Genomic DNA, 13,583 nt, shown 5'->3' with positions numbered 1-13,583 from the left:
TGATGAAGGACGGCAGACGGTCGACGCCGCTATCGGCGATCACGGGCTGCGGCTGCGGCTGATAGGCGGCCGGCTGCGGACGCTCGCGATGCTCCCGGTCGCCACGATGCTCCTGGGACTCGCGATGTTCCCGCGGCTCGCGGGGCTCTCTCGGCTCACGATGCTCGCGCGGCTGGCGATGCTCGCGCCCCTCGCGGTGCTCGCGCGGCTGCTGCTGATCGCGCTGATAGGGCGGCTGGTTGTCGCCGCGCTCGCGCTGGCCGCCGTCACGGTCGCGCATGAACGGCTGAGGTTGGGCCTGCGGCTGAGGCTGAACGAAGCCCGGCTCCTGGCCGAAATTCGAGAAGCTCTCGCCGTCATCATCGAGATCGTCGACGGTGAGGTCATCGGTGTTGCGCGGCTGCGGCTGGTTCTGGCGGAACTGTTCCTGCGCGGCGGCAATCAGGCGGAAATAGTGCTCGGCATGCTGATAGTAGTTCTCGGCGGCAACGGGGTCGCCCGAGGAGCGGGCGTCGCGGGCGAGCTGGACATATTTCTCGGCCACGTGAGAGGCGGTGCCACGGATCTTGATGTCGGGCCCATTGGACTCGAACACCCTGGTCAGCGGATTCTGGCCGCGCCGGTTGTTATTATTATTACCGTTATTCCGGTTGCGCATCCGCTTGTTGTTTTGACCGTTTCTCATGTCCTGCCTTTATTCCAACCCTGCGTTAGGAGCACTGACTGTCATCGGAATACAGATACCGTATTGAAATACCGTCCTGCGGCCCGGACGCTGTGCGTGCGGTCCCAATGGCCCAAGCCGACCGATGCCGAATCCGACATGCCGGTCTTGGCCGATGTCGATGTGATCGACAGCCGATTCTCTCGACAAAAGCGCGTTCAACACGCGTTCCCCACCCACCAGCCCTTCCGGCCGGCGAACCACGTCATTCAGTCAGCGCGGGCGACTACGCCACGACCGACCCAGTTTGCTTAGCGTAAGACCTCAAGTGCAAAGTCAGGCTTTCGTTCGCTTTGCAGTCGTGGGCTGCGCAGCCATCCGGCTCTCGCGCTCAACAGATCTGCGTTCTGGAACCAATCGCTCGGCGCGGCTCTCTGGCATCTGTCCGCCGCGGTGTTCCGTGAATACCGCCCAGCGGGGCCTGCGCCGATGCTATGGGCGGAACGTAGTCGCTCCCGGGGGATATTCCAAGAGCTTTTTCGGCGTCCGGCAGCCTTTAGGGGCGCTTTTTTAGGCCCATCACCGCCCTTGGAATACCGCCCAGATCAGCCTTGGTGGCGGACGAATCGCTCGCCAGCCCGGTCTCGGACATCAGCCCGGCGACGTCATCGCTCTGGCCCTGACCGACCTCGACGATGACGGCTCCGCCGGGCCGGAGCAGCGAGGCGGCCTGCGGAATCAGCGCGCGATAGGCGTCGAGCCCGTCGCGGCCGCCGTCCAGCGCGCGGAGCGGGTCATGGGCTCGCACCTCCACCGCGAGATCGGCGATATCGGTCGAGGGAATGTAGGGCGGGTTCGACACGATCAGGTCGAACGGCGGCGCCAGCGCGGATGCGTAGGAGCAGGCGACAAGGGCGGCGCGGTCATCCAGTCCCAGCGCGCGCGCATTCTCCCGCGCTGTCGTGAGCGCGGCGGTGTTGATGTCGGTGCCGACCCCGAAGGCCTGCGGCAGCTCGGACAGCAGCGCCAGCAGGATGGCGCCCGAGCCGGTGCCGAGATCGGCGATGCGGAGTGGCCGCGCCAGCGCGCCGCCGGCCTGGAGATGCTCCAGTGTCAACTCGACCACCGTCTCGGTGTCCGGCCGCGGCACCAGCGTGTCGGCTGAGAGTTGCAGCTCCAGGCCCCAGAATTCCTTGTGGCCGAGAATGCGGGCGACGGGCTCACCGGCAAGGCGGCGCTGCACCAGCGCGTCCAGGCGCTGGGCCTCCTCATCGCTGAGCTGTCGTTGGCCGTGCATCACGAGGCCGGTCAGATCGAGCTGCAAGGCATGCCCAACCAGCAGCCGCGCATCGAGCTCCGGCGAATCGAGCCCCGCATCGGCCAAGCGCGCCGCCACTGCGCGTCGCGCCGAATCGATGCTCGCGCCGGCGATACTCTCCGTCATCGCGCAGCCTCTCTCGGCCCGTCATCCCCGCGAAAGCGGGGATCCATACGCCGTGCAAGTGCGGGACGGGCAGTCGGAGTTGCCTTCCGCGACAACCACTCACGCCGGTGGTTATGGGTCCCGGCGTTCGCCGGGACGACGGCCGGAGTGGCGCGCCGCCGCCGCGCTTCAGCTGGCAGCACGCAGGCGCGCCTCACGCCGCCGCGCCCTGGGCCGCGAGCTGCGCCGCCTGGTGCTCGGTCGTCAGCGCGTCGATCAGCTCGCCCAGCGCTTCACCCGCGATCACCTGCGGCAGCTTGTAGAGCGTCAGGTTGATGCGGTGGTCCGTGACGCGTCCCTGCGGAAAATTGTAGGTGCGGATGCGCTCGGAGCGGTCGCCGGAGCCGACCTTCTCCTTGCGCTCGGCCGAGCGCGCGGCGTCGACCTTCTGCCGCTCGGCATCGTAGATGCGCGAGCGCAGGATGTTCATCGCCGAGGCGCGGTTCTTGTGCTGCGAGCGGCTGTCCTGCATCATCACCACGATGCCGGTCGGAATGTGGGTGATGCGGATCGCCGATTCGGTCTTGTTGACGTGCTGGCCGCCGGCGCCTTGCGCGCGCATGGTCTCGATGCGCAAATCGTCCTGCTTGATGTCGACGTCGACGTCCTCGACCTCCGGCAGCACGGCCACCGTCGCTGCGGAGGTGTGGATGCGGCCCTGCGTCTCCGTGTCGGGCACGCGCTGCACGCGGTGCACGCCGGATTCGAATTTCAGCTTGGCGAAGGCGCCGCGCCCCTGCACCTCGGCGATGATTTCCTTGTAGCCGCCGACGGTGCCTTCAGAGGCCGAGATCACCTCGACCTTCCAGCCCTGCAAGCTCGCGAAGCGCTCATACATCCGGAACAGGTCGCCGGCGAACAAAGAGGCCTCGTCGCCGCCGGTGCCGGCGCGGATTTCGAGCACCACGTTGCGGTCGTCCATCGCATCCTTGGGCAAGAGCGCGACGCGGATCTTCTGCTCCAGCTCGCCGCGGCGCGCGACCAGCTCGTCGCGCTCCGCCTCGGCCATCGCGCGCATCTCGGCATCGGTGTCGGGGTCGGCGATCAGCGCCTCCGTGTCGGCGAGCTCTTTGACTCCTGCACGATAAGCCTTCACCGCGTCGATCAGCGGATTGAGCTCGGCGAGCTCGCGGGTGATCTGCACGTAGCGGTCGGAATTGACCTGGCCGAGCAGCTCCGCCTCGAGCGAGGCGTGGTGCGCGAGCAGGACGTCCAGTTTGGCTTCGGGAAGCGACGACATGATGCAATCTGATCTAGGAGCAAACAATACGAAGGGAAGAGTCGCGGTGCGGCTGGCCCGCTACAGCGCCAGGCCTTCGCTCTCGGCGAACTCGGTCAGCTTCTGCCGCATCGAGATGCTGCCGGCCGGCGCCGCCAGCCACTCGGCCATCTTGGCCTCGGCCTTGGCGGCGTCGAGCTCGAGGATCATGGCCTTCACCGGACCATGCGCGGTCGCCGACAGCGACAGCGAGCGGTAGCCGAGCGCGATCAGCGCCAGCGCACCGATCGGCTTGGAGGCCATCTCGCCGCACAGCGACACCGACCGCTTGGCCGCCTTGGCCTTGCGCACGATCTCCTGCAGGGCGCGCAGGATCGGCGTCGACAGTGTGTCAAAGCGCTCGGAGACCTTGGCGTTGCCGCGGTCGACGGCGAACAGGAACTGGAACAGGTCGTTGGAGCCGACCGAGATGAAGTCGACCTTCGCCAGCAGCTCGTCCATCTGATACAGCAGCGCCGGGACCTCGAGCATGGTGCCGATGTCGACGCGCTCCGGCAGCGTGTGGCCATGCTGGCGCAAATAGGTCAGCTCGCGCTCGACGATCGCCTTCGCCGTGTCGAACTCGGCAACCTCGGAGATCATCGGGAACATGATGCGCAGCGAGCGGCCGCCGCCGGCGCGCAGCAGCGCGCGGATCTGGCCGCGCAGCAGGCCCGGACGATCCAGCCCGAGGCGGATCGCGCGCCAGCCGAGCGCGGGGTTCTCCTCGATCACGGTCTCCATGTAGGGCAGGGCCTTGTCGCCGCCGATGTCGAGTGTACGGAACGTGACAGGCTTGCTGCCCGCCGCGTCGAGCACCGTGCGATACAGCGCAAGCTGGTCGCTGGAGCGGGGCAGGCTGGCGGAGACCATGAACTGCAGCTCGGTGCGGAACAGGCCGATGCCGGCGCTGCCGGTGTCCTCGATGTGCGGCAGGTCGATGACGAGGCCGGCATTGATCATCAGCTCGATCGGCTGGCCGTCCTTGGTCTTGCAAGGCTTGTTGCGCAGCTCGCTGTACTGTGCCTGACGGCGGGCGCGGAAGCGCACCCGCTCCGCATAGGCGGATTCGATCTCGGCCGAGGGCCGCACATAGATCGAACCCGAGGTGCCGTCGACGATGATGGCGTCGCCGGGATCGGCGATGCCCGGCGCGTTCGGCACCTCGCCGACCGCGGGGATGCCGAGCGCACGCGCCACGATCGCGACATGTGAGTTGGCGGTGCCTTCCTCCAGCACCAGGCCGCGCAGACGCTTGCGGTCGTAGTCCAGCAGCGCCGCCGGACCCATCGCGCGGGCGATCAGGATGGCATTGTCGGGCAGATGGTCGCGGCTCGGCGCGTGATCCTGGCCGACCAGCTGGCGCAGCAGGCGGTAGCCGAGGTCCTCGAGATCGTGCAGCCGCTCGCGCAGATAAGGATCGGTCGAGCGCAGCATCCGGGCGCGCGTATCGGACTGCACGCGCTCGACGGCGGCTTCGGCGGTCAGGCCGGTTGCGACGGCCTCATGCAGCTTGTGCGACCAGCCCTGGTCGTTGGCGAACATGCGGTAGGCTTCGAGCACCTCGCGGTGCTCGCCGCCGTCGGCGACGTCGCCGCGTTCCAGCATGCGGTCGAGATCGGCGCGCAGCTTCACCAAGGCGGCGTCGAGCCGCTTGATCTCCTTGGGCAGGTCCTCGGCGATGTAGTTGTTGACGACGACGCGCGGCTCATGGAGCACGACGTGGCCGAGCGCGATGCCGTCCGACAGCACCGCGCCGGTCTTGTGGATCGAATGCCGGACGGCGGGCTCCGCGCCCGGCTGCGCCAGCGCCGCGAGCTCGCCCGAGGCGATCATCTCGGCGAGCACCATCGCGGTGGTCTGCAGCGCCTCGACCTCTTCCTCGACATAGGTGCGCTTGGCGCGGTTCTGCACCACCAGCACGCCGAGCGTGTTGCCGGCGCGCAGGATCGGCACGCCGAGGAAGGAATGATAGATTTCTTCGCCGGTCTCCGGGCGATAGGAGAAGGCGGGATGGTTCTGCGCGTCGCTCAGATTGAGCGGGGTGGCCTCGCTGGCGACGAGGCCGACCAGGCCCTCATGCGCACTCAGCACCGTCATGTGAACGGCGTCGCGGTTCAGACCTTCGGTGGCGTAGAGCTCGAGGGTGTTGTCGACGCGCAGCACATAGACCGAGCAGACCTCCGCGACCATGTTGGCCGCGATCAGCACCACGATCTTGTCGAGCCGCTCCTGCGCCGAGACCTGCTCCGCCATGGTCTCGCGAAGCCGTCTGAGCAAGACGCGGGGGCCTCCCGACGTGCTTCGCATGTGGCACAATCCCCCTTCCTGGGGCCAGCCCGGCGCGCGGCCGAACTGGCGCTAAACTCGCGAAATCGAACAGCTTTCTTGATTCGCTACTGTCGCACGTCGAGGGTGCCAGGTCGAATCAGGACAACCATCACTGGAGCACAGTTCGCGGCAGCCATCCTGCGAGGCGTATAGCGAATTAGGGCTTGTTTTGCCAAGCAAAACGCCTGCCACGGTGGGCTGCGTCAACGGCTTTCGCGCACGTCTGCGCGATGTCCCGCTGTTGCAGAACGGGACACCGGGCGCGACGGAGGAGGATTTTCTAGGCCTGGTCCAGTCCGTAGAGCGTATGCAGCGTGCGGACGGCCAGCTCGGTGTAGGCGGCGTCGATCAACACCGAGAACTTGATCTCGGAGGTGGTGATCGCGCGAATGTTGATGTTGCGGGCGGCGAGCGCCGCGAACCCCTTGGCGGCGACCCCGGCATGGCTGCGCATGCCCGAGCCGATCACCGAGACCTTGGCGACATCGGTGGCGGCGTCCATGCGCTGGTAGCCGATCTTGTCCTTGGCCGCCGTGATGGTCTCGCGGGCCCGGTTATAGTCGGTCGCCGGCACGGTGAAGGTCAGGTCGGTGGTCTTGCCGTCCTCGGAGACGTTCTGGACGATCATGTCGACATTGATGTTGGCGTCCGCCAGCGGGCCGAAGATCGAGGCCGCGATTCCCGGCTTGTCCTCGATCTGGCGCACCGAGATCTGGGCCTCGTCCTTGGAGAAGGCGATGCCGGTCACGACGTGGTTTTCCATGATTTGTTCCTCGCTGCAGATCAGCGTCCCCGGCGGCTGGTTGGCGTGCGGGTCGATATCCTCGGGCTTGTCGAATGAGGAGCGGACGAAGATCGGCATGTTGTGGACCATGCCCAGTTCCACCGAGCGGACCTGCAGCACCTTGGCGCCCTGCGACGCCAGCTCCAGCATGTCCTCGAAGGCGATCTTGTCGAGCCGCTTGGCCTTCGGCACCACGCGGGGATCGGTGGTGTAGACGCCGTCCACGTCGGTATAGATGTCGCAGCGGTCGGCCTTGATGGCGGCGGCGATCGCCACCGCAGAGGTATCCGAGCCGCCGCGGCCGAGCGTGGTGATTCGCCCGGTTTCGGCATTGATGCCCTGGAAGCCGGCGACGACCGCGACCTCCTTGCGCTCCTGGAACCGCTTGACCAGCTCGGAGCCGTCGATGTCGACGATTCGCGCCGAGGCGTGGGCGTCGCTGGTCTTGATCGGGATCTGCCAGCCCTGCCAGGAGCGCGCCTGGATGCCCATGCTCTGCAGCACGATCGCCAGCAGCCCCGACGTGACCTGCTCACCGGAGGCCACCACGGCGTCGTATTCGCGCGCGTCATGCATCGGCGAGGCCTCGGTGCACCAGGCCACCAGCTCGTTGGTCTTGCCGGACATCGCCGAGACGACGACGGCGACCTCATGCCCCGCGTCGACCTCGCGCTTGACGTGGCGCGCGACGTTGCGGATGCGGTCGATGTTGGCGACGGATGTGCCGCCGAATTTCAGCACGAGGCGACCCATGACGACGCGCTCATTCCCATCAGGAGGATAAGTTGACCGGCCGGGCGCGAAACCGGAGGCGCGCCAGCCGAAACGCGCGTATACATAGCGATGCCGCCGGGGGCAAGACGGTTCCTTGTGGTGATGGAGTGGGGTAGAGGACTGGTATGGCGCGTTACATCGACGAGATCCTGCAACCCGGCGAGAAAGTGCTGTATTCGACCAATGCGCACTGGATGTTCTACCTGCCGGCGATCGGGGCCTGGATCGTCGTGTTCGGATTGCTCGTGCTGTCGCGGATGACCGTGAACGACAATCTGGTGATGCTGTGCCTGGCCACCGCCGCCGTGATGGCCGTGGTGGCATTATACTGGACGGTGCGCGCCTGGTTCCACCGCCTGACCACCGAGACCGACGTCACCAATCGCCGGGTCGTCCACAAGACCGGTTTCATCCGCCGCCGCACCTTCGAGATGGCGCTCGACAAGGTCGAGAGCGTCGACGTCAATCAGACCATCATGGGACGCGTTCTCAATTACGGCGACGTCACCATCCTGGGCGTGGGCGAGGGCAAGGAAACGATTTCGACCATCGCGGAGCCGCTGGCGTTTCGCAACGCCATCACGGCGCGTTGACGCCCGGGCAGCCCAGCTTCGATCATTGAGTAATCAGCGATGACAATGCCTCAGGATTCCCGCAGCACTTCCGGCTCGACCGTCGATCCGGCCGAGATCGCAAAATTCTCGAAGCTGTCCGAGACGTGGTGGGACCCCAAGGGCAAGATGGCGCCCTTGCACAAGATCAATCCGCTGCGCCTGACCTATATCCGCGACGCCGCCTGCCGGAAGTTCGAGCGCAACGCCAAGAGCCTCAACTGCCTGTCGGGCCTGCGCATGCTCGACATCGGCTGCGGTGCCGGCCTGTTGTGCGAGCCGTTCACGCGGCTCGGCGCCCAGGTCGTCGGCGTCGATCCCTCCGCCAGCAACATCGCCGCGGCGAAGCTGCATGCGGAGAAGGGCCATCTGTCGATCGACTACCGCTGCACCACCATCGAGGAGATGGATCCGCGCGAGCGCTTCGATATCGTTCTGGCGATGGAGGTCGTCGAGCACGTCACCGACGTCAGCGCCTTCCTCGGCCGCTGTGCCGCGGTGCTGAAGCCCGGCGGCCTGATGGTGGTCTCGACCCTGAACCGCAACTGGAAGAGCTTTGCGCTCGCCATCGTCGGCGCCGAATACGTACTGCGCTGGCTGCCGCGCGGCACCCATGAATGGAGCAAGTTCGTCACGCCCGACGAGCTGACCAAATACCTGCTCGACAACCGCCTCGTCATCACCGAGCAGAGCGGCGTCGTCTACAGCCCCTTCGCCGACCGCTGGAGCCTGTCGGGCGACATGGACGTGAACTACATGATGGTCGCGGAGCAGATGGTGTAGGCGCGGCGCAGCCATTCGTAGGTTTGACCCGTCTGCCGCCCCATAACCGGTGTCGTCCCTGCGAACGCAGGGACCCATAACCCCGGGAGTCGTTCGGGGCGTGGCCGTTGCCACGCGCAGCCTGCCCCAAGAGAGATCACGCGGTATGGGTCCCGGGTCGGCGCCCGCTGCCGCTTCGCGTCGCCGGGCTTGCCCGGGACGACAGCGGTGTTCGTTCGCGCAAACGTCGTCCTCGGCGTCGCAGGTGGAGCCTCGGCGTCGCGGGTTCAGCCCGTCTGCCGCTTCACATCCGGTGTCGTCCCTGCGAACGCAGGGACCCATAACCCCAGGGAGGGGTTTGGGGCACGCTAGGAGATTAGGTCGCTGAGATCGCGCCATTCGAGATTGTCGCGCTCGATCAGTTCGATCTTCCAGTCGCGCTTCCAACGCTTGAGTTGCTTCTCGCGGGTGATCGCTTCCTCGGCGACGGCGTAGGATTCGACGTAGACGAGTCGGAAGACGCCATATCTCTTGACGAAGTCCGAGCCTTTGCCATTTCGATGTTGCTCAAGTCGTGTTCGGATCGAGTTCGTCACGCCGATGTAGAGCGTGCCGTGACGGCCACTTGCGAGAATATAGACGTAGTACATCGCCGCACCATCACGTGGATGGATCGCCTAACTCAATCGAAGCCGGTGGTTATGGGTCCCTGCGTTCGCAGGGACGACACCGGTTTTGCGGCGTGAGTGTACCATAAGCGTTGAAAATTGCTCGCAGTCGCCGCTGTGTGCAGCTCTGACATGCGGCTGAATTGGCGCACGGGCTGTTGACCCGGCGCTTGGCGCTGGTCACGGTGGCCGGCCCTCACAGCCGCGCCGTGCCCCATGCTCTCCATCACCTCGCTCTGGATCCCGTTCACCCTCGTCGCCGCCGCAGGCCAGGTCGCGCGCAATGCGATGCAACGGTCGCTCACGGCCAAGCTCGGAACGTGGGGGGCGACCAATATCCGCTTCCTGTTTGGGTTTCCGTTCTCGCTGGTGTTCCTGACGGTCGTGCTGCTGGCCACCGGCGATCATCTGCCGTGGCCGCCGGCCGCGTTCTGGCCGTGGCTGCTGCTCGGCGCGCTCAGCCAGATCGCCGCCACGGGCTTGATGCTTCTGGCGATGACCGATCGCTCCTTCGTGGTCACCACCGCCTATCTGAAAACCGAGGCGATCCAGACCGCGATCTTCGGCTTCATCTTCCTCGGCGATCCGCTGTCGCTGCCGAAGCTCGTCGCGATCCTGATCGCCACCATCGGCGTCGTCATCACCGCGCTGCGCCCTGGCGGCGAGAAGAGCTTCGCCGAGCTGAAGCCGACTGTGACCGGCCTCGTCGCGGCCGCGGCGTTCGCGCTGTCGGCGGTCGGCTTCCGCGGCGCCATCATCACCGTTGAGGGCGTCACGTTCGTCACGGCGGCGTCCTACACGCTGGTCTGGGGCCTGTTCGTGCAGACGGCCATCCTCACCGTCTATCTCTTGGCGCGCGCGCCCGACATCCTGCGGGGAATTCTGTCGCTGTGGCGCCCCTCGATGATGGCCGGCTTCGTCGGCGCATTCGCCTCGCAGTTCTGGTTCCTGGCGTTTGCGTTGACGGCCGCGGCAAATGTCCGCACCTTGGCGCTGATCGAGGTGCTGTTCGCGCAGGGCGTATCTTACTACTCGTTCAAGCAGCCGGTTTCGCTGCGCGAGATCGGCGGCATCGCGCTGATCGTCGCCGGCGTGGCGCTGCTGATCGCCGTGTAGTCAGCCCTTGATGGCGATCAGCACGGCGCCGGCGGCGATCAAGGCGATGCCGATCCAGCCCTGCAGGCTCGGGCGTTCGCCGAGGAAGACGACGCCGAACAAGGCGACGAGCACGACACTGAGCTTGTCGATCGGCGCAACCAGCGTCGCCGGCCCCAGCTTCAGCGCGCGGAAATAGCACAGCCAGGACGCGCCGGTGCCGAGCGCCGACAGCGTCAGGAAGATCCAGCTCTTGGTTGAGATCGGGCCGGGGCTGCTGAGATGCCCGGTCGCGAACAGGATCAGGGCCAGTGTCACCAGCACGATGGCCGTGCGGATCAGGGTGGCGAGATCGGAATTGAGGCCCTCGACACCGACCTTGGCGAAGATCGCGGTGAGTGCCGCGAACAGGGCCGACAACAATGCCCAAAGTTGCCAGGAGGAGGAGAGGGGGGACATCGTCATCTCCCGGAAGAAAGCTCGCAGTTCAGGCCAACATGTCTCAACCGTCATTGCGAGCGCAGCGAAGCAATCCAGAGTCCCGCCCACCACCCTGGATTGCTTCGCTGCGCTCGCAATGACGGAGAGGCCGCCGAGATCGTGTGCGCCTCATTGGCGGGCTGTCGCCGATGACGCGGCGCCGGGTCAATTCCGGTCGTCCGGCAGCACCGGGATCGGGGCGACCTCGATGCCTTCCTCGATCAGCTCGCGGGCCTCGTCGAGCGAGGCCTCGCCGTAGATCGGCCGGTGCTCGGTCTCGCCGTAATGCATCTTGCGCGCCTCGGTCGGGAAGCGCTCGCCGACGTCATCGGCGTTCTTGACGATGTGGTCGCGCAGTTCCTTGAGCTTGGCGCGCAGCTCGCGCTCCTGGGCCATCAGCAGCGACGTCGGTCCGGGCGGAATGACCTCCTGCGCTGGTGTCGGCGCCGGGGCAGGCGCGGCGGGAACGGGCGCCACCTCTCGGCCCTTCTTGCTGACGATGCGCGGCGCCATGATCGCCTTCTCGACCTTGGTCGAGCCGCACGTCGGGCATTCCACCAGCTTGCGCTTCACCTGGGAGTCGTAAGCCGAGGAGCTCTGAAACCAGCTTTCGAACGTGTGATCACGCTCGCAGCGCAACGCGTAGCGGATCATGCGGAGCCCCGCACGAGGTGCAGATAGTCCGGTCCGCCCTTGGGGTCGGCGATGCCGAAGCGGCGGCCGTGCTGCAGGGAGGGAATGGTCTGGCGCACGCTCTCGACCCGTGCTGGATCGATTTGCGCCACGATCACGCCGGGCTCGACGCCGCCCTCGGCGAGGATCTCGCCCCAGGGGTCGATGATCAGCGAATGGCCGAAGGTCTCGCGCTTGTTCTCGTGCAGGCCGCATTGCGCGGCGGCGAATACGAAGCAGCCGGTCTCGATGGCGCGCGCGCGCAGCAGCGTGTGCCAATGCGCCTCGCCGGTCTTGCGGGTGAACGCCGAGGGCACGCTGATGAACGACGCGCCGCTCTCGGCCAACGCTCGGTACAGCGCCGGGAAGCGGACGTCGTAGCAGATCGTCAGTCCGAGCCGGCCCCACGGCAGATCGGTGATGACCGCCGTCTCACCCGGCTGGTAGTTGGCGGACTCGCGATAGCTCTCACCGCCCGGAAGGTCGATGTCGAACATGTGGATCTTGTCGTAGCTCGCCAGCACATTGCCGTCGGGTCCGATCAGGAACGAGCGGTTCACCGCCTTCTCGGCCGAGAAGCGCAGCGCCAGCGAACCGATATGCAGATGGATGTTCAGCTCCTTGGCCAGCGCGCGATAGGCCTTGAGCGAGGGATCGTCCTCCTCGCTCTTGAGCTGCTCGAACAGCGCCGTGCGGTTGAGCTGCATCATGTTGCTCACTTCCGGCGTCTGGACGTATTGCGCGCCTTGCGCGACCGCTTCCCGGATCAGCCTGGTGCCCTGCTCGAGGCTGGGCTCGGGCAGCAGCGCGGTGCGCATCTGCACCATGGCGGCGGTGAAGCTGCGGTCGTTGCTCATGATGTCGCCTTGTCTCCCGCCAGCATGGCGTCGAGCCTGCCCTCGCGGTCGAGCGCGTAGAGATCGTCGCAGCCGCCGACGTGGGTCTTGCCGATGAAGATCTGCGGGAAAGTCGAGCCCGGACCGACGCGGTCATACATCTGCTGCCGGACGTTCGGATCCTTGCCGGCGTCGTGCTCGGTGAAGGGAACGTTCTTGCGGGTCAGGAGCGATTTGGCGGCCGTGCAGTAGCCGCACCCCGGACGGGTATAGATTTCGATCGCAGCGGTCATGTCGCGCTCAGCTGTTACGGAACATTGGATTATATGGTGGCGCGGGGTGCATCGACAACCCGGGCGAAGACCAGCACGCTGACCTCGGCCGCCTTGGCGCGGAGCAGCGCGCGGGCGCAGGCATCCACTGTCGCCCCTGTGGTCAGGACGTCGTCCACAACAACGATGCGGCGGCCCTGCACGTCATGCAGACGGTTTGGTGATACCTGGAATGCGCCCTGCACATTGCTGGCGCGCTGCGGCCGCGACAGCCCGACCTGCTGCTCGGTGGCGCGCACCCGGCGCAGCGTATCGCTGCTCATCCGCACGCCGCTCGCCCGCGCAATCACCCGGGCCAGCGCGCCGGATTGGTTGTAGCGGCGTGAAAAGCCCCGCCGCCAATGCAGCGGCACGGGGACCACGAGGTCAGCCTCGGCCAGCAGCTCGCGGCCGGCCCGCGTCATCCAGCGGCCCATAATCGGCGCGAGGTCGGTGCGGTCCTGATATTTCAGCTGATGCACAAGCGTGCGCGCGACCTCGTCATAGCGCACGGCGGCACGGGCGCGGGCATAGGCCGGCGGCGCCGCGATCGCCTCCATCGACAGCAGCTCCGGGCCGGGATCGTAGACGAAGGGAATGCCGAGCTTCGGGCAATACGGCCGCTCGATGAACGACAGCCTGCCCCAGCAGCCGGCACAGACGCCTTCGCCATCGACCGGCTCGCGGCAGGCGATGCACAGCGTCGGCAAGGCGATGTCGAGCGCGAGCTTGGCCAGATGGCCGCAGGCGCCGCGCGCCGCGTTGGCCACGGCACGGATTTGCCCGAGGCTTATTGGAGCAAAGCTAAGGCTCATGCATTGAGGCTAGCCGCACGCCCGATCCGGCTCAAGCGG

At 66.4% G+C, this 13,583-nt stretch carries 14 protein-coding genes; 3 read left to right on the top strand and 11 right to left on the bottom strand.

From position 1 onward, the window contains the following. The 5 genes from BRAO375_RS05215 to BRAO375_RS05195 all read right to left on the bottom strand — a co-directional run. Nucleotides 1-685, bottom strand: a 685-nt coding sequence (locus tag BRAO375_RS05215) for a DUF4167 domain-containing protein (protein WP_035639028.1), incomplete at its 3' end; no start/stop codon positions are given. Between the two features lie 535 nt (nt 686-1,220). Further along, the gene (gene prmC, locus BRAO375_RS05210) at nt 1,221-2,108 is read right to left on the bottom strand and encodes a peptide chain release factor N(5)-glutamine methyltransferase (RefSeq protein ID WP_009026406.1); all 888 of its coding nucleotides are present in this window, start codon (nt 2,106-2,108) and stop codon (nt 1,221-1,223) included. Between the two features lie 193 nt (nt 2,109-2,301). Further along, entirely contained in the window at nt 2,302-3,387 is a 1,086-nt protein-coding gene (prfA, locus tag BRAO375_RS05205) for a peptide chain release factor 1 (RefSeq protein WP_009026405.1), read from the bottom strand. A 60-nt stretch (nt 3,388-3,447) separates the two neighbouring features. Then, nucleotides 3,448-5,715 (bottom strand): phosphoenolpyruvate--protein phosphotransferase, encoded by a 2,268-nt coding sequence (ptsP, locus tag BRAO375_RS05200; RefSeq protein WP_009026404.1) that lies wholly within the window; start codon nt 5,713-5,715, stop codon nt 3,448-3,450. A gap of 301 nt (nt 5,716-6,016) precedes the next feature. Continuing rightward, nucleotides 6,017-7,273, bottom strand: coding sequence for an aspartate kinase (locus BRAO375_RS05195; protein WP_009026403.1), 1,257 nt, complete (start codon nt 7,271-7,273; stop codon nt 6,017-6,019). A gap of 146 nt (nt 7,274-7,419) precedes the next feature. On the opposite strand from BRAO375_RS05195, the gene BRAO375_RS05190 reads away from it, so the two are divergent. Beyond that, nucleotides 7,420-7,887 carry a PH domain-containing protein gene (locus BRAO375_RS05190; RefSeq protein WP_008961765.1) on the top strand — a complete coding sequence of 156 codons (468 nt, stop codon included), beginning with the start codon at nt 7,420-7,422 and terminating at the stop codon, nt 7,885-7,887. 45 nt (nt 7,888-7,932) lie between these two features. Continuing rightward, complete coding sequence (ubiG, locus tag BRAO375_RS05185; RefSeq protein WP_009026402.1) at nt 7,933-8,688, top strand: bifunctional 2-polyprenyl-6-hydroxyphenol methylase/3-demethylubiquinol 3-O-methyltransferase UbiG; 756 nt, start codon at nt 7,933-7,935, stop codon at nt 8,686-8,688. Nucleotides 8,689-9,035: 347 nt separating this feature from the next. Here the strand turns inward: ubiG and BRAO375_RS05180 are convergent, their stop codons facing one another. Next, nucleotides 9,036-9,317: a GIY-YIG nuclease family protein gene (locus tag BRAO375_RS05180; RefSeq protein ID WP_009026401.1), complete on the bottom strand. Its 282-nt coding sequence runs from the start codon at nt 9,315-9,317 to the stop codon at nt 9,036-9,038. 234 nt (nt 9,318-9,551) lie between these two features. Between BRAO375_RS05180 and BRAO375_RS05175 the strand changes: the two genes are divergently transcribed. Continuing rightward, on the top strand, nt 9,552-10,451 hold the full coding sequence (locus BRAO375_RS05175) for an EamA family transporter (protein WP_009026400.1): 900 nt from the start codon (nt 9,552-9,554) through the stop codon (nt 10,449-10,451). On the opposite strand, the gene BRAO375_RS05170 is transcribed toward BRAO375_RS05175, so the two are convergent. From BRAO375_RS05170 to BRAO375_RS05150, 5 genes are all read right to left on the bottom strand, one after another. Then, the gene (locus tag BRAO375_RS05170) at nt 10,452-10,889 is read right to left on the bottom strand and encodes an EamA family transporter (protein WP_009026399.1); all 438 of its coding nucleotides are present in this window, start codon (nt 10,887-10,889) and stop codon (nt 10,452-10,454) included. A gap of 186 nt (nt 10,890-11,075) precedes the next feature. After that, complete coding sequence (locus tag BRAO375_RS05165) at nt 11,076-11,564, bottom strand: DUF1178 family protein (protein WP_009026398.1); 489 nt, start codon at nt 11,562-11,564, stop codon at nt 11,076-11,078. Further along, nucleotides 11,561-12,439, bottom strand: coding sequence for a carbon-nitrogen hydrolase family protein (locus BRAO375_RS05160; protein ID WP_009026397.1), 879 nt, complete (start codon nt 12,437-12,439; stop codon nt 11,561-11,563). The genes BRAO375_RS05165 and BRAO375_RS05160 overlap by 4 nt, the downstream gene beginning before the upstream one ends. Then, on the bottom strand, nt 12,436-12,711 hold the full coding sequence (gene grxC, locus BRAO375_RS05155; RefSeq protein WP_009026396.1) for a glutaredoxin 3: 276 nt from the start codon (nt 12,709-12,711) through the stop codon (nt 12,436-12,438). Before grxC ends, BRAO375_RS05160 begins: the two co-directional genes overlap by 4 nt. 29 nt (nt 12,712-12,740) lie before the next feature. After that, on the bottom strand, nt 12,741-13,544 hold the full coding sequence (locus BRAO375_RS05150) for a ComF family protein (RefSeq protein WP_035639019.1): 804 nt from the start codon (nt 13,542-13,544) through the stop codon (nt 12,741-12,743). Between the last annotated feature and the right edge of the window lie 39 nt (nt 13,545-13,583).

This window comes from Bradyrhizobium sp. ORS 375 (genome assembly GCF_000239775.1).
Lineage (GTDB): Bacteria > Pseudomonadota > Alphaproteobacteria > Rhizobiales > Xanthobacteraceae > Bradyrhizobium.
Note: the sequence above shows the minus strand (reverse complement) of the source record. Positions and strands in the feature narration are given on the sequence as shown.